The 15,858-nt window shown below is 70.6% G+C and carries 10 protein-coding genes and 1 pseudogene; 6 read left to right on the top strand and 5 right to left on the bottom strand.

What is annotated here, in order from left to right; genetic code table 11:
• The first annotated feature begins 32 nt into the window (after positions 1–32).
• Complete coding sequence (locus NV348_RS09735) at positions 33–1,769, top strand: serine/threonine-protein kinase (RefSeq protein ID WP_447146755.1); 1,737 nt, start codon at positions 33–35, stop codon at positions 1,767–1,769.
• Here NV348_RS09735 and NV348_RS09730 read toward each other — a convergent pair.
• From NV348_RS09730 to NV348_RS09710, 5 genes and pseudogenes are all read right to left on the bottom strand, one after another.
• Positions 1,687–3,076, bottom strand: a pseudogene (locus NV348_RS09730) (MATE family efflux transporter). The gene NV348_RS09735 and the pseudogene NV348_RS09730 sit on opposite strands and share 83 nt — an antisense overlap.
• A 37-nt stretch (positions 3,077–3,113) precedes the next feature.
• Positions 3,114–4,148: a PLP-dependent cysteine synthase family protein gene (locus NV348_RS09725; protein WP_447146754.1), complete on the bottom strand. Its 1,035-nt coding sequence runs from the start codon at positions 4,146–4,148 to the stop codon at positions 3,114–3,116.
• A 36-nt stretch (positions 4,149–4,184) separates the two neighbouring features.
• Positions 4,185–5,606 (bottom strand): type III PLP-dependent enzyme domain-containing protein, encoded by a 1,422-nt coding sequence (locus NV348_RS09720; protein ID WP_447146753.1) that lies wholly within the window; start codon positions 5,604–5,606, stop codon positions 4,185–4,187.
• Entirely contained in the window at positions 5,597–6,607 is a 1,011-nt protein-coding gene (locus tag NV348_RS09715) for an ornithine cyclodeaminase family protein (RefSeq protein WP_447146752.1), read from the bottom strand. Before NV348_RS09715 ends, NV348_RS09720 begins: the two co-directional genes overlap by 10 nt.
• Positions 6,579–7,670, bottom strand: coding sequence for a TauD/TfdA family dioxygenase (locus NV348_RS09710; RefSeq protein ID WP_447146751.1), 1,092 nt, complete (start codon positions 7,668–7,670; stop codon positions 6,579–6,581). Before NV348_RS09710 ends, NV348_RS09715 begins: the two co-directional genes overlap by 29 nt.
• A 326-nt stretch (positions 7,671–7,996) precedes the next feature.
• On the opposite strand from NV348_RS09710, the gene NV348_RS09705 reads away from it, so the two are divergent.
• From NV348_RS09705 to eno, 5 genes are all read left to right on the top strand, one after another.
• Positions 7,997–9,508, top strand: a complete 1,512-nt coding sequence (locus tag NV348_RS09705; protein ID WP_447146750.1) for an ABC transporter substrate-binding protein — start codon at positions 7,997–7,999, stop codon at positions 9,506–9,508.
• Entirely contained in the window at positions 9,505–10,443 is a 939-nt protein-coding gene (locus NV348_RS09700; protein WP_447146749.1) for an ABC transporter permease, read from the top strand. Before NV348_RS09705 ends, NV348_RS09700 begins: the two co-directional genes overlap by 4 nt.
• 284 nt (positions 10,444–10,727) lie before the next feature.
• Entirely contained in the window at positions 10,728–13,616 is a 2,889-nt protein-coding gene (locus NV348_RS09695; protein ID WP_447146748.1) for an ABC transporter ATP-binding protein/permease, read from the top strand.
• A gap of 105 nt (positions 13,617–13,721) precedes the next feature.
• Positions 13,722–14,447 (top strand): lytic transglycosylase domain-containing protein, encoded by a 726-nt coding sequence (locus tag NV348_RS09690; RefSeq protein WP_447146747.1) that lies wholly within the window; start codon positions 13,722–13,724, stop codon positions 14,445–14,447.
• A 114-nt stretch (positions 14,448–14,561) separates the two neighbouring features.
• Positions 14,562–15,848 carry a phosphopyruvate hydratase gene (gene eno / locus NV348_RS09685; protein ID WP_447146746.1) on the top strand — a complete coding sequence of 429 codons (1,287 nt, stop codon included), beginning with the start codon at positions 14,562–14,564 and terminating at the stop codon, positions 15,846–15,848.
• Positions 15,849–15,858 lie beyond the last annotated feature (10 nt).

The raw sequence follows: 15,858 nt of genomic DNA, 5'->3' as shown, positions 1-15,858 counted from the left end.
GCCCGGTTTTTGCCGCGTGGGAGGGGCGAATCTTGGAACGGGGCAATGTTTTCGCCGGGTACACGATCCTGCGGGAGCTGGGTCGCGGCGGGATGGGCACGGTGTATCTCGCACAGCATCCCCGCCTGCCGCGCACCGTCGCCCTGAAATTGCTCGCGCGCGATCTCGTCGTGGACCAGGAGTCGCTGCGCAGGTTCGAACGCGAAGCCGAGTTGATCGCGGCGCTGGACCATCCCGGCATCGTCACCGTGTTCGATCGTGGTTCGGTGGACGGTCAGCCGTGGATCAGCATGCGCTACGTCGAAGGGACGGATGCGAGCAAGCTGCGGGCCCACGATCTCCCCCTGCGACGGGCGGCCCACATCATTGCCGAGATCGCCGACGCACTCGACTACGCGCACAGCATGGGTGTGCTCCACCGTGACATCAAACCGGCCAATATCCTGCTGACCACCTGGGACGGCACCGTCGAAAACGCACTCCTGTCCGATTTCGGCATCGCTCGCGCTGGTAGCGGTTCGACGCACCTGACCGCGACCGGGACTATCAACGCGACCCTCGCCTACGCTTCGCCGGAGCAGCTCGTCGGTTCGCCGTTGGACGGGAGGACCGATCAGTATTCGCTGGCGTGCACCCTGTTCCGGTTGCTGACCGGCCGGACCCCGTTCGAGGCGAGCGATCCGGTCACCACGATCACCGGTCACCTCCACCTCGCGCCACCCGCACCGAGCACCTGCCGACCCGATCTGCCGCAGGCACTCGACGCCGTCATCAGCCGTGCGCTGGCCAAGCGACCCGAGGAGCGCTTCCCGTCCTGCGCGGACTTCGCGGCCGCCGTCGCCGCCACGGCGGTCGTGTCGTCGACGCGGTCGGCGGCACACATTCCGATCGAGGCCCGGCCTCAGGCCGCGGTATCGACCGATCGGGTGGACTCACCGCGATCGTCTGCGCGCGGGCCCGGGCGGACGGTGCGGCTTCGCCGGTGGCAGATTGCGCTCGCCATCGCGGTGGTCGTCGTCCTCGGCATCGGATCCGGGTTCGGCCTGGTCGACCTGCTGGATGCCGGTTCACGTGCCGATGCGGCGTCGCCGACTACGACGACGAGGCCGGCGACGACGACACAGCCGGTTACTCCGTCGGACACCGCCGAGGCGCAGCGGGCGTCGGACCTCCTGCGGGCCACCTTCCCGCGGATGATTCCCGCGGACACGAACTCGACGGCCGGTTACCTCGGAACCTCGTGTACGTCGCACTCGAAGGTGATCGTGCCGAAGGCGGTGACCATTCCCGGGATCGACTTCGGGAACTGGGTGTCGGTGTGGCGATGCCTGAGCGGTACCGGAATGAAATGCTGCGCGTACTTCTTACTCGCGTACCGCACCCCCGCCGACGTGCAGGGCGTTGTCGACAAATTGCCCGCGAACACCGAGTACGCCGATTCGGTTGCCGGGCTGTCCGTGACCAACTACCGGTTCTTCCGACCGGAAAGCACCGTGCGTGATTCCGAGACCGGGAATCTCGTCACGACCTTTCCCGGCGATCCCGTCCGGGGAGCCATGCTGATGTACGCGCTACCCGGGTTCATGAACAGCCCCGCCAACCGGAACGAGAGAGCGGAAACCATGGACAGTTGGTTGCGCGGCGCCCCCCCTGACCTGAGAGCGCCGCACCTCCGCCGGGCATCGGTCAGTGCGATTGGGTCGCGGGCACCCGCACCGTCTGCGCCGCACTCGCCTGATCCAGCAGTGCGAAGTACTTGCGGAGCATGAGGATCGCGGTGGTGGCCAGGCCCGCCGTGAGGCCCCACCAGACCGGCCGCGCCGAGGCCGAGCGGGAAGGCGAACAGCAGGGCCGCGGGGAGGCCGACGCCCCAGTAGCCGACCAGCGACAGCCGGAAGCCCGCCGAGGTCTCCTTGAGCCCGCGGAGCAGGCCGGTGCCGATGTTCTGGGCGGCGTCGAAGAACTGCAGGACGATGCCGATGAGCAGCAGGGTGTGGGCGATCGCGATGGTGTCGGTGTCGCCGGAGTCCAGGAATGGGGCCAGCACCAGATCCGGGGCGATCACGTAGACCGCGCCGGTGACCGCGGCGACGACGGCCGCGTGGCGCAGCGCCAGCCAGGCCAGTGCCCTGGCGTGGCCGTATTCGTCGCGTGCCACGGCATGGCTGACCAGGATCGACGCGCCGTGGGAGAGGCCGATCGCGACCTGGAACACGATGTAGATGATCTGGTAGACGACGTTGTGGGCGGCCAGGGCGGCGGGACCGAAGCTGCCCATCACCAGCGCCAGCACCGAGAACATGCCCGCCTCGGACCCGTAGGTCAGCGCGATCGGGGTGCCCAGGCGCAGTTCCTCGCGCACGATGGACCAGCGGACCGGCCACGGCCGCGACGGCAGCGTCGGGCCGAGGCGCTCGTCGCGGGCGACCATCGCCCAGAACACACCGAAGGTGATCAGGAAGACCAGCGAGGTCGCGATGCCGACCCCGGTCAGGCCGGACGCGGGGACGCCCGCCCAGCCGTGGATGAAGGTCAGCGCGAGCACCAGGTTCAGTACCACCGAGCCGAGCGTCACCAGCAGCAGCGCCTGCGGACGCTGCATGCCGACGGTGTACTGGCGCAACACCTGGAACCACAGGCAGGGCAGCAGCCCTGGGGCGAGCGCGATCATCATCGGCCGGGCGAGCGCGAGCACGCCTTCGTCCTGACCGAGCCAGGGCAGTATCCACCCGAGCCCGATCAGCAGAGCCCCGCCGAGCAGACCGGCGATGGTGGCGATGACGAACGCGGCGCGCACCACTCCGCGGATCTCGTCGTCGGCGGAGACGCCGCGTTTGCCCGCGGCGCCGATCGCACCCGCGATCTGGTTACCGGTGCCGGTGATCAACCCGACGCACATGGTGCGGATCTGGTTGAACAGCACCAGCGCCAGTCCGCCCGCGGCGACCTCGCGCACCCCGAGGGTGCCCATCAGCGCCAGATTGGTGGTCGAGACCGCGATCTGCGCCAGCTGGGTGAGCGCGATCGGCGTCGCCAGCCTGGCCAGCGCGCTGCTGTCGGTGGGCCGCGCGCTCACCCACCCACTCCGCGGTTCGTCCCGCGCGCGTTCGCGCTCACCTGACCTCCATCAGTTCGTCGTGTCGCCGCAGCGGCGAGTAGCGGCGCAGCAGGGCGGTGACCTCGCATTCGGCGGCGGGGTCGAGCAGCTCGCGCGCGGCCATCCACTCGTCGTCGAATACGGTATCGAGATATTTCTCGCCACCGTCACACACGATGGTCACCACGGTCGACCCGGCCGGGAACTCCGCGAGCCGCGCCAGGGCATTGTGCACCGAACCGCCCGCGGAACCACCGATCAGCAGACCGTGTGTCCTGGCGACGGCGCGCGCGGTGGCGAAGGCGTCGGTATCGCTGACCTTCACCCCTTCGTCGAGCTGGGCGTAGTCCACGGCGGTGCCGATGGTCGCGCCGGGCGGGGTGCCGGTGCCGGACTGCCAGTACGGCCCGCCCTCGCCGCCGAAGGCGATGGAGCCGACCGGTTCCACCCCGATCACCCGGGCGGGCTTGCCGAGTTCGCGCAATCGGGTGGCGGTACCGAACAGCGAGCCGCCGGTGCCGACCGCGGAGAGCAGGATGTCGACCCGCTCGACCTCGGCCAGCAACTCCTCGGCCACCGCGTAGTAGCCGACGGCATTGGCATCGTTGTTGTGTTGTTCGGTGAAGTAGGCGTCGTCGCGGGCGGCCGCCATCGCCTCGGCGAGATCCTCCCGTGCCGAGGTGGCCAGCTCGTCGTCACCGTCGTCGGCGACGAACACCAGGTCGGTGCCCATGGCCCGCATCGCGCGCAGTTTGTCCTTACAGGCGTGGTTGTCGACCACGGCGGTGAATCGATAGCCACGTTCGGCCGCGACCACCGCCAAGCCGAGTCCGGTGTTCCCGGACGTCGACTCGATGATATGTCCGCCATCGCGCAGCAAACCTCGCCGCTCCGCGTCGAGCACCATCGAGCGGGCCATTCTGATCTTGGCGGCGCCGGTCGGGTTGAACTGTTCGAGCTTGAGCAGCAGCCGGGTTCCGGAATCGGTGACGGCGAGTTCGAACAGTGGTGTGCGGCCGATCAGATCCGTCACGCGCGTGACGAGAGCCATGGGGTGTTCCTCCATCGGATTGGGAGCTCGGGTGGATCAGCGGGCGTCCATACTCCAGCGCAACCGGTCGCCGCGAGCGCGCAGCACGACCTTCGGCGGGAGCGGGAGTTCGTGGAACGGGGACTCGTTGGAGTCCATCTGGTACCCGGCCGTGTTCGGGTAGACGAGCAGATCGCCGACACGGGCGCGGCGGGGCAGCGGGATGCGCCGCCTGCTCAGCAGGTCGGACTCCAGGCAGGTGGTGGCGCCGACGCAGGTGGGGGTGCGGTCGCCGGGGTGCGCGGGCCACAGCACCGGATCGGGCAGATACTCGCTGGCGAACCACTGCTCGGACAGGCTCAGGCTGGTGCCGTCGACGGTGAGGATGTCGTACGGATCACTCTGCGTGGTACGGGTTTTCACACCCCGCACGCGGAAGACCGAACTGCCCGCCCGGTCCAGCAGGGCGCGGCCGGGTTCGACCGCGAGCCGGATTCCGTTGTCGCGCAACAGCCCGGCCAGATCGTGATGGGCGAGGATGGCGGTGAGCATCTCCGCACCGGGGACCGGGAAGTGGTACGGGTAGTAGCCACCGGTGGGCGGGTCGGCGTGGAACCAGTTCTCGCTCAGGGTGTCCCGGAACTCCGCCCAGCTCTCCGCGGCCAGATAGTCGACGCCGAAGCCGCCGCCGATCGAGATCGTGTCGGCCGGGTGCCCGTCCGCCCGTGCCCGCAGGCAGTGCCCGACCAGGGCGATGGCCTGCTCCGCCCTGGCCGTCGCGTCGTAGCCGGACAGATGGAAGCTGAAGCCGGACAGCGTGATCGGCTCGGCCACCGTCTGCACGGCCTGTTCCAGTTCGATCGGGTCGAGCCCGAAGCGGCTGGTCGAGCCCTCGGGCAGCACCCGCAGCAGGATGCGGGCGGGCTGCTCGAGGGCGCGCAGCCGGTCGAGTTCGTCGAGCGCGTCGACGGCGATCAGCGCCCGGTGCCGCGCCGCCAGCCACAGCAGCTCGCCGGACTTCGCCGGACCGGTCACCACCAGATCCTCGCCGCGCACCCCTTGCGCCAAGGCCGCGACCAGCTCGCCGGTGCTGGCCACATCGATGCCCGCGCCGTTCTCGGCGCAGGCGCGGGCCACGCACGCCGCCTTGTTCGCCTTCTTCCCGAAGTACACGAACCCGTCGACCCGGGCCTGGGTGAACGCGGCGTGAAAAGCGTTGATATTCAGCGCGACCCGGTCGGGGAACAGCACGTGGAACGGTCCGCCGATCGCGTCGGCGATGTCACCGAGCAGCTCCGGATCGTCGATCAGTCGCTGTTCCAGCGCGTCGACCGGCGCTGGCATCGGTGGCGCGCAGTGCGGCGGCCGGTCGTCGGCCGCGCCGCGATCGGCGATGGCCGTCCGTGCTCGCGGATCGTCGGCCCGACGCAGGACGGCGGCGTCGGCGGACGAACCACCAGACGCGTCCGTCAGTCCCACAACGGCACCTCGACACCCCGTCCCTCGGCGATGGCACGGGCCGCCAGCGCGTGCGCGACCGCGATATCGGTGAGCACCAGCCCGCTGTTGTAGACGAAGATCTTCTCGTCCTCGCTGCGCCGCGCGGGCGCGCTGCGGGTCAGGATCTGCGGCAGTTCGGCGTCGACGCCACGCAGGGTGCCGTCCGGCCCGACCATGTCGGTGCCGGTCAGCGCCATCTGCGCGGCGCTGGTCGCGACCACCCGATCCGCCTCGACCAGCGTCGAGGGCGCGAGCCCATAGCCGACCAGCACCGCCACCGAACCCGGTGCGAGATGGGCGGATTCGAGCGACACCTCGGTGCCGGGCCCCGCGGTCGCCAGCACCACATCGGCGTTGGCCGCCGCCGCGTATGGATCGTCGACCACTTCGAGCAGCGCGTGCGGCGCCGCGTCGGCGAGGTGCGCGTGGACGGCCGACAGTCCCTCCGGATGGGTGCCGAACACCATCAGCTTGCGCAGCTGCGGATTCACCGCCAGTAGATGCGGCAGCGCGTTGCGGCCCTGGGTGCCGGTGCCGATGAGCAGCGCGCTCTCCGCGCCGCGCCGCACGGTCTCGCGCACCAGCAGCGCCGAGACCGCGGGCGTGCGTAACGCGCCGACCCTGGCGCAGTCCATCATCGCGATGGGCGCGCCGGTGGTGTCGTCGTAGAGCGTGATGGTCGTGTAGTACCGCTTGGTGCTGCGGTCGTGGCCGGGGTCGAACTTGTAGGAGGTCTTCATGGCCACCACCCGGCGCCTGCCGTCGCGGCCCAGCATCGCGTAGGAGACCGAGGAGCCGCCGGGATCGGCGACGCTCAGCTTGCGCGGGTTGTCGGATTCGCCCGCCGCGAAGGCGAGGTACGCCTCCTCCACGGCCCTGACCACCTCGGCGGGGGTGATCGGTACGTCGGCCAGGTCGCTGCGCGAGAGCACCCGCAGCGGGATGCTCCGGTCACGGTTGTTCAACGGATCCTCGTTCATCTGTGCTGCCCCGCTCTGCCGTCCGATCGGTGCTCGCCCGGAACGGCGCGACCACCCTTTGCCCATACCCATTCTCGGACGACTCCTGCGCGCGCCTGCGACGTTCGGGCAACCGGATATTGACGCGCTTGAGCCAGCGATCGGTGCCGTCGTAGCGGGCGCGGAACGGCACCCGGCCGTGCACGGCGACATCGTTGTCCACGAGCAGGATCTCCCCGGGAGCCAGCGCGGGCGCGTGGCAGACCCGGGCGAGCTCGGCGGTGAGCCGGGCATAGGCCGCCCGGAACGCCGGGTCGGCGTCGTCGAGCGGGGTATAGGCCGGATCGTAACGCAGTGTGGGACTGCCGGATTCGTCGAACCACACGGTCGGCAGCGCGGGTGCGGGCTGATCGAAGCCGGTGCCGTAGGACACGTCGGGCAGGATCGGCACCGTCGGCACGGCCAGCGTCCGCAGGTCATCGTCGGCCAGCCGCACCTGACGCACCGACGACACCGTGGTGGCCACCCGGTCGGGGTTGCGCAGGCAGGTCAGCATCAGCAGATCGGCGCGCGCGGCGTGGAAGGCGTCCTCGGTGTGCGGGCTGAGCAGGGTGGAGCTGCTCGCGCCCGACTGCTCGTCCTCGTGGCCGACGGCGGGCAGGATGTTGTTGACCAGCCTGCCGTTCTGCTGGCCGGCCCACCCGAACGGTTCGCCCGCGCACCGCGCCAGCAGCAGCATCGCGATGTCGAGGTCGAGCGAGCCGGCGTGCCGGGGATCGGCGGCGGAGGCCGCCGCGGCCTGCCAATGCGGCGGTGTCGGGCCGAATTCGGCGTCGTCGACGGGCAGCGCGCGCACAACGGTGGCGCCCGCGGCGGTGGCGGGCGGTCGCACCGCGTGGCGCACGGCGTCGGGGAGTTCGCCGGCCCGCTCGTCGACCTGGGCGAGCAGTACCGGGTCGTGCAGGGTGTCGGTGTGGGGTGCGTCACCTAATCGGTGACGGATGTCGGTGGCGAGCGCACGGACGGCCGAGGCGGCGTCGGGGGGTAGCTCGCGATGTTCGATGTCGTGCAGGTGAAGCGTCATACGTTCGGACAGAACGCTTTTCACCGGCCTTCCCTTCTTCGCATCGGTCGAACGCGGGTGATTTCGGACTCGATGTGCGAAGGTAGTGCCTCTACCCTAATTAGGCAAGACTTACCTAACGTGTTGGCCGAAAAATAGCCGTTTCATATAACGCTGAGTTCTACCGGAACGGCCGAAGCGGTGGTCCTCCGGGGTCCCCGGAGGTGCTGCGGTTCGGTGACGGTCGCCGGGAAGCTCCCCAGCCGGCGACTGTTTTAGGCTAGCCTCGCCTAGTTTGCGGCGCCAGGAGAAGTGGTGCGGCGCACGCGGTTCGAGGGAGGAACACCATGGGTTTCACGCGCAGGCAGCTCCTGCAATCCGGGCTCGGCGTCACCGCACTACTGGTGGTGGCCGCGTGCACGAGCGACGACGAGGCCGACGGGCCCGCGCAGAAGGGCGGCACGCTGCGCGTCGGCGCGCTCGGCACGACCGCCCGCATCGAACGTGATCCGCACGCCAATCTCAGCAACGACAGCGACTTCCTGATCGCCTCGCTCGTCTACGACGCGCTGACCGTCCCCGGCGCCGACCCGACCGTCGCGCCCCGCCTGGCCTCGCGCTGGGAACCCTCCGCCGACAATCGCCGCTGGACGTTCACCATCGCCGAGGGCGCGAAGTTCCACAACGGCGCGCCCGTCACCGCCGACGACGTGGTGTGGTCGATGCGGCGGCTGCGCTCGGTCGGCGGCGCGTCGAAGATGCCGGTGGCCGAGAACGACATCGTCGCCGACGGGCCCAACCGGGTCGTGTTCACCGTCGCCGCGCCCAATACCCAACTGCCGCTGCTGCTTCGGCTGATGACCTTCACGGTGCCGCAGGGCACCACCGACTTCGCCGCCGCGATCGGCACCGGCCCGTTCCGGCTCGAGTCCTATCAGGGCGGCAATGCCAGGCTGGTCCGCAACGAACAGTGGCACGGCACCCCGCCGCTGCTCGACGCGATCGAGGTGACCATGTTCGACAGCGTCACCGCGCTCGGCAACGCCGCGCTCGCCGGGCAGATCGACCTCGCCTCCAACGTCGGCGCGATCGCGGGCCGCACCGCCGCGAGCCGGGGCGACCTGCAGGTGGTCCGGCGCGCGAACGACACCATGCTCGGCGTGGCCATGCGCGCCGCCGACGGCCCGTTCGCCGACGCCAGGGTGCGCACCGCGCTGCGTCTCGGCGTCGACCGGACCGCGCTGGTCGACCAGGTGCACTCCGGCTACGGCACGGTGGCCGCCGACATCCTCGGCACCGCCGACCCGCTCTACGACACCGCGCTCGCGCGCCGCGATCGGGATGTCGAGCGGGCCAGGACCCTGTTGCGCGAGGCGAAGTTCGACACCGGCCGCAGCTATCCCTTCGTCACCAAGGCCGAGGTGCCGGGCGAGGTGGAGTCGGCGAAGGTGATCGCCGCCCAGCTCGCCGACATCGGCGTCCGGCTCGACGTGCAGGTGGTCGAACCCGCCGCCTTCTACGACACCACCTGGCTCAACGCCCCGCTGTACACGGTGTCGTGGGGCACCAACGATTCGGTGCTGTTCTTCGCCGACAAGCTGATGACCTCCGGTACCAACCGCAACGAAACCGCCTTCCGCGACCCGGAATTCGACGCCGCGACCGCGCAGGCGCTGGCAACCTCCGGTGACGAGTACACGAAGGCCTGTCGCGACATCCAGCGCATCGAGTTCGAGCGCGGCGGCTATCTGGTGTGGGGGATGGCCGACGGTGTCGACATCGCCTCCGCGCCGGTGCGTGGCCTGCCGACTCTCGGCGGCTTCGCCCGCGTGCAGCTGGAACGCGCCTGGCTGGCGTGACCGCCGTGCGGACCTTCGCCCTGCCGCTGCTCCGGCGGATCGCGCTGCTGGTCGCGCTGCTGGCCATCGTGTTCGTCGCGGTGGACCTGCTGCCCGGCAGCGCGGCCCGGTCGGTGCTGGGCCGTGACGCCGGTCAGGGCGAGCTCGCCGCGAAGGAACACGAACTCGGTCTGGATCGCGCGGTGCCGGTGCAGTTCTGGCACTGGCTCTCCGGCGTGCTGACCGGTGACTTCGGGCAGACCGCGCGGGGCAACTCGGTCGGGGATCTGCTGGCGGACAGGTTCCCGCAGACGCTGCTGCTCGGCGGTATCGCGCTGGCGCTCACCGTCACGGCGTCGCTGGCGCTGGGCGGCTGGTGGGCGATGCGCCCGACCGCGTTCGGCGCGCGGCTGCTGCAACCGGCCAGCACCGTGGCGGTCGCGGTCCCTGAATTCGTCTGCGGCACACTGCTGATCCTGGTGTTCTCGCTGGCCACCGGCTGGCTGCCCGCGGTCACCATCACCGATCGCTCGGGGTTCCCCGCGGGACCGGAGATGCTGATCCTGCCGGTGCTGGCGTTGGCGATACCGCAGATCGGCTGGAACGCCCGCGTCGTGCGCTCGGCCTTGCAGGATGTCGCCACCGCGCCCCACGTGGAGAACGCGGTGCTGGAAGGACTTCCACCCCGCATCGTGCTGCTGCGGCACATGCTGCCCTTCGCGGCCCCCGCCATCGTCGCCGGGTACGCCACCTCCGTCGGCATGCTCTTCGGTGGCGCGCTGGTGGTGGAGACGCTGTTCAACTACCCCGGAGTCGGCGCGGTTCTCGCCGGTTCGGTCGCCGACCGCGATACCGCCACGGTCGCCGCTGTCGTCGCCCTCACAGCCATCGTCATCATGGTGCTGCTCGCCGTCGCCGATTTCGTCCGCACGTGGGCGTCGGGTGGGACGCGGTGAACGGTGCCGCACCGACCGCGCCTGACGGCGATCCCCGGATCACGACCAGGCGCGGTGAACCCTCGCGATCACGAGAACCCGCGCCGTGGCGGCCTTGGGTCGGCACGGGGCGGGGTGAGCCCCCGCGAAGGCGAGAACCCGCGTCGCGGCGGCCGACAGATCCAGGAGGTGTGGTGAATCCTCGCGAAGTAGATCGGCCCGTGCTCGTGGATGATGCTCGGCACCTGCCACGACGGCGTTGGTGCCGATGGCGGCGGTGGTCGGCGGCGGCCGGAGTGGGGCTGGTGGTGCTCGTCGCGGTGGCGGGGCCACTGCTCGCGCCCTACCCGGCGGAGCGAGCGGTGGGGATGCCGTTCGCCACGCCGGGTGGGGGAGCGGTGCTGGGGACCGATCGGCTCGGGCGGGATGTGCTCAGCCATCTGCTCACCGGTGGCACCCAGCTCTTGGTGGTCGCGGCCGTGATCGCGGTGGCGGTGACCGTGCTGTCCGCGGTCCTCGGCGCGATCGCCGCGGTCCGGCCCCGCGCGGGCACCCTGATCGAGCTCGGTGGCGATCTGGTGATCCTGTTGCCCGCGGTGCTCGGCATCCTGCTCGTCCTCACCGCGTGGCCGGATGGCGGCGTCGCCGCGCTGATCGTGGTCTCGCTGCTCTTCGGCGTCCCCTACTGCGCGCGGATCTTCGCCGCCGCGGCGGCGACCATCGCGGCAGGCGGCTATATCGAGGCCGCGATCGCCAGCGGAGAGTCGCTGCCACACCTGGTCTTCCGCGAGATCCTGCCCAATCTGCGCTCGGTCTTCACCACCCAGCTCGGCCTCCGCTTCGTCGTCGCCATCTACCTCGTCAGCACCGTCTCCTTCCTCGGTCTCCCCGCCCTCGACGACGACAACTGGGCGAACATGGTGCGCGACAACGCCTCCGGGCTGCTGCTGAACCCCTGGGCCGTGCTCGCGCCCAGCGCGGCCATCGCCGTCGTCGCGGTCGGCGTGAACCTGGTGGTCACCGGTGCGGTCTCGCGGCGACCCGACCGCGCACCCGTTCGGGTCGTTGCGGAGGCCGAGCATGCGGACCAGGCGCCGGTCCGCGGTGCCGACCGCTCCGCAGCTGTCGGCGGTACCGCTGTCGCGCAGTCCACCGATCGCGGCGGCAGCAGCGCGCGGACCGGCTCGGAAGACGGTGTCATCGCAAGCTCCGTGGTTCCGGACACCCCTGCGGGATCCGGTGCCGCACGACGTCTCGCGGGCCCGCGGACCGATGCCACCGACTCCGCGGATCTGGCGACCTACGCCATGCGGCCCGCCGACTACGCGACCGGCGCCGCGGCGAGCCGCACCCCAGCCGAGCTCGAGGATCGGCCGACGGGGCAGCGACGTGGACGGCGCGAGGACTGCGGGATTTCGGTGGTCGATGCCGGGGATGCCGCGGTGGTCGAAGGGTTGACCGTGGTCGCCGCTACCGGTGCGGTATTGCTGGCGCCGTTGTCCTTCCGGTTGAAAGCCGGGACGGTGACCGCGCTGACCGGGCCGTCGGGCGCGGGCAAGTCGACCGCGATGCGTGCGCTGCTGGGTCACCTTCCCTCCGGTGCCAGGCAGGCGGGCTCGGTGCTGGTCGCCGGGCACGACGTGTTCACCCTGGATTCCGGTGCGCTGCGGGAGTTCCGGCGAACTCGCGTCGCCTATGTGGGCCAAGACCCCGGCTCCGAACTGAACCCGCTGCTGCGTGTGCGCGCCCTCCTCGCCGAGGCCGCGCCCACCGCCACCGACGCCGAGCGCCACGCCGCCCTCGAACTCGTCGGCCTCGACGCCGCGCACCTGCGTCGCCGCTGCGCCCGCCTGTCCGGTGGTCAGCAACGCCGAGTCGCGCTCGCCCGCGCCCTCCTCCGCAAGCCCCGGGTCCTCGTCCTCGACGAACCCCTGGCCGGCCTGCACGGTGCTCTCCGCACCGACATCGCCCGCCTCATCGCCGATCTCGCCGTCCGCGAATCCACCGCCGTCCTGCTCTCCGGCCACGACACCACCACCGTGCACGCCATCGCCGACACCGTGATCGAGGTCCACCCACCGGGCGGTGGGCCGGTCATCGGGAGTGGGACGGTGACCGACACACCATCCGGTCATCACGACATCCCGGCGGCCGATCACGTGGGCCGCTCGAGCGGTCGGGTGTCCTCACCTGCGACTGCCACCGCGGGCCAGGACTCGAAGCCGGACACTCCCGAACTCGATGCGGCAGACGACGACCGCGTCGAAGCATCGCAGGAGCCTGCGCTCTCGTGGGCAGGAAGGTCCGGTGGCGCTTCGGTGCTACGGGGCAAGGGAGCAGAGCCGATCGAGCGCGCGACGACGCCCAGGACGGGCGAGACCGGAGAGCCTGACCGGCCGGATGGCGATCTGGGGTCAGGGAGTGGCGATCGAACGACGGCAGTTCCGGCCGGGGAAACCGATCCGCCGACCCTGCGTGTCAAGGGGATCGGCGTGGTCGCCGACGGGCACCAGATCCTCGCCGACGTCGACTTCACCGTGCGTGCCGGGGAAGCGCTCGCCGTCGTCGGCCCGTCCGGTGCGGGCAAGACGACGCTCGCCCGGGTGATCGCGGGTCTGCATGCCGGCGAGGGGTCGCTCGAAGTGGCCGGAGCGGGAATCACGGTCGACCGCCGACGTCGAATCAAGGCGGTTCCCCGGGGGATTCAGCTGGTCACCCAGAACCCGCTCGCCGCACTGAATCCCCGCCGCACCGTCGAGCAGACCCTCGCGCGCCCACTGCGCCGCATCGCCCGCGTGTCGAGAACGGAACTCGGCGCCAGCGTCGAATCCCTGCTCACCGCCGTCGAACTCCCCACCGACCTGGCCGCCCGGCATCCGCACGAACTCTCCGGCGGCCAACGCCAACGCGTCGCCCTGGCCCGAGCCCTGGCCGCCGACCCGGCCGTGCTGATCTGCGACGAGATCACCACCGCCCTGGACAGCACCACCGCCGCCGCGATCATGACCCTGCTCGACCACCTGCGCGCCGAGCGCGGCACCGCCCTGGTGCTGATCAGCCACGACATGGCGCTGGTCACCACGCACTGCACCGAACTCGTTGTGCTCGATCACGGCCGGGTGGTCGAATCCGGCACCCCGGGCGCTGTTTTCGCTGATCCGGGCCACCAGGCGACCGCGGCACTGCTGGGCTGAACCTCTCGCGAGCAGGCGTTTTCGTGCGGGAGGGCGTGCGGATCGGTCTCACCTCACTCTGAGAAGTCGCTGTGAGAGGTGCCAGGGGCGTCACCGACCTGGATGATGGATGGGGTGTCTGTGCAGAAAGTCGGCGTGCTCGCCGCCGTGGCGGTGACCGCGCTGCTCGCGGGGTGTAGTTCGCTCGCGTCGATCCCCGGTGACATGCCGCCCGGTCCGGGCGCCGCGCTACCCGCGATCGACGTCGACGCGCCGGGGCGGGCGGCCGAACAGTTGCGTGGCTGGGCCGACGAGCAGTCGGGGGCGGTCGGGATCGAACCGGTCGCGCTGGAGGCCTACGGGTACGCGGCGGCGGTGCTGGCCCGGTCCAAGCCCGAATGCGGGATCGCCTGGACCACGCTGGCCGGGATCGCCAGTGTGGAGAGCGGGCACGGCACGCACCGCGGCGCGGGTGTCGACGCGGACGGGACGGTACGCCCGGCGATCATCGGGGTCGCCCTGGACGGCACCAGGGGCAATGCCGACATCCGCGACACCGACGGCGGCACCCTCGACGGCGACACCACCTACGACCGGGCGGTCGGGCCGCTGCAGTTCATCCCGGAGACGTGGCGGCGCTGGGGCGTCGACGCCAACGGTGACGGGGTCATCGACCCGCAGAACATCGACGACGCGGCCCTCACCGCCGCGCGGTATCTGTGCGTCCGCGGCGGCAACCTGACCTCGGCCGACGGCTGGCAGCGCGCCCTGTTCGCCTACAACCAGTCGAACAAATACATGCGGGTCGTGCGCGACCGCGCCGCCACCTACAGCATCGGCCGCCGGGTGTAGTTACCGAGCGGCCGGAGTGCCGGTTACTCCACGTCACGCCGAGACGATAGGCTCGGCACCGCACGGCCCATCCCGTGAGACCTACCGTGCCTTCAGTCGTAAGGAGTCGTTTTCGTGGCCATCATCGAACAGGTCGGAGCGCGCGAGATTCTGGATTCGCGCGGCAATCCCACTGTCGAGGTCGAGATCGCCCTCGACGACGGCACCCTGACCAGGGCGGATGTGCCCTCCGGTGCGTCTACCGGTGAGCACGAGGCCGTCGAGCTGCGTGACGGTGGCGACCGCTACAACGGCAAGGGTGTCACCAAGGCCGTCGAGGGCGTCCTCGACGAGATCGCGCCCGCCATCATCGGTCTCGACGCCGTCGAGCAGCGCACCGTCGACCAGGTCCTGCTGGATCTGGACGGCACCCCCGACAAGTCCCGCCTCGGCGCGAACGCCTTGCTCGGCGTCTCGCTGGCCGTGGCGCGTGGTGCGGCCGAGTCCTCGGGCCTGGAGCTGTTCCGCTACCTGGGCGGCCCGAACGCCCACGTGCTGCCGGTGCCCATGATGAACATCCTCAACGGTGGCGCGCACGCCGACACCGGCGTCGATGTGCAGGAGTTCATGGTCGCCCCGATCGGCGCCCCGACCTTCCGTGAGGCGCTGCGCTGGGGCACCGAGGTGTACCACTCGCTCAAGGCCGTGCTCAAGGAGAAGGGCCTGTCCACCGGCCTCGGTGACGAGGGTGGCTTCGCCCCCGACGTCGCGGGCACCGTGGAGGCGCTCGACCTGATCAGCGTCGCGATCGAGCGTGCCGGTTACAAGCTCGGCACCGATGTGGCGCTGGCGCTCGACGTGGCCGCCACCGAGTTCTACACCCCCGGTGAGGGCTACAAGTTCGAGGGCCAGGTGCGCACGGCCGCCGAGATGGGCGACTTCTACGCGGATCTGCTCACCAAGTACCCGCTGGTCTCCATCGAGGACCCGCTGTCGGAAGACGACTGGGACGGCTGGGTCGCGCTGACCGACGCCATCGGCGACAAGGTGCAGCTGGTCGGCGACGACCTGTTCGTCACCAACCCCGAGCGTCTCGAAGAGGGCATCGCCAAGGGCGCCGCCAACGCGCTGCTGGTGAAGGTCAACCAGATCGGCACCCTGACCGAGACCCTCGACGCCGTCGAGCTGGCGCACCGCAACGGGTACAAGACCATGATGTCGCACCGTTCGGGCGAGACCGAGGACACCACCATCGCCGACCTCGCGGTCGCCGTCGGCTCGGGCCAGATCAAGACCGGCGCCCCCGCCCGTTCCGAGCGGGTCGCCAAGTACAACCAGCTGCTGCGCATCGAGGACGCCCTCGGCGACTCGGCACGCTACGCGGGCGACGTGGCCTTCCCGCGGTTCACCGGCGTTTTCTGAGCAGTAGCAG

The sequence above is a fragment of the Nocardia fodinahabitans genome (genome assembly GCF_052983615.1).
The sequence above is the reverse complement of the archived record's forward strand: the minus strand, read 5'-3'. Positions and strand labels throughout refer to the sequence as shown.

Coding starts and splice junctions, on each gene's coding strand:
- NV348_RS09725 (WP_447146754.1), bottom strand. CDS start 4,148: ATGGCTCTCGTCACGCGCGTGACGGATCTGATCGGCCGCACACCACTG.
- NV348_RS09690 (WP_447146747.1), top strand. CDS start 13,722: ATGGATGGGGTGTCTGTGCAGAAAGTCGGCGTGCTCGCCGCCGTGGCG.
- NV348_RS09705 (WP_447146750.1), top strand. CDS start 7,997: ATGGGTTTCACGCGCAGGCAGCTCCTGCAATCCGGGCTCGGCGTCACC.
- NV348_RS09715 (WP_447146752.1), bottom strand. CDS start 6,607: ATGAACGAGGATCCGTTGAACAACCGTGACCGGAGCATCCCGCTGCGG.
- NV348_RS09710 (WP_447146751.1), bottom strand. CDS start 7,670: ATGACGCTTCACCTGCACGACATCGAACATCGCGAGCTACCCCCCGAC.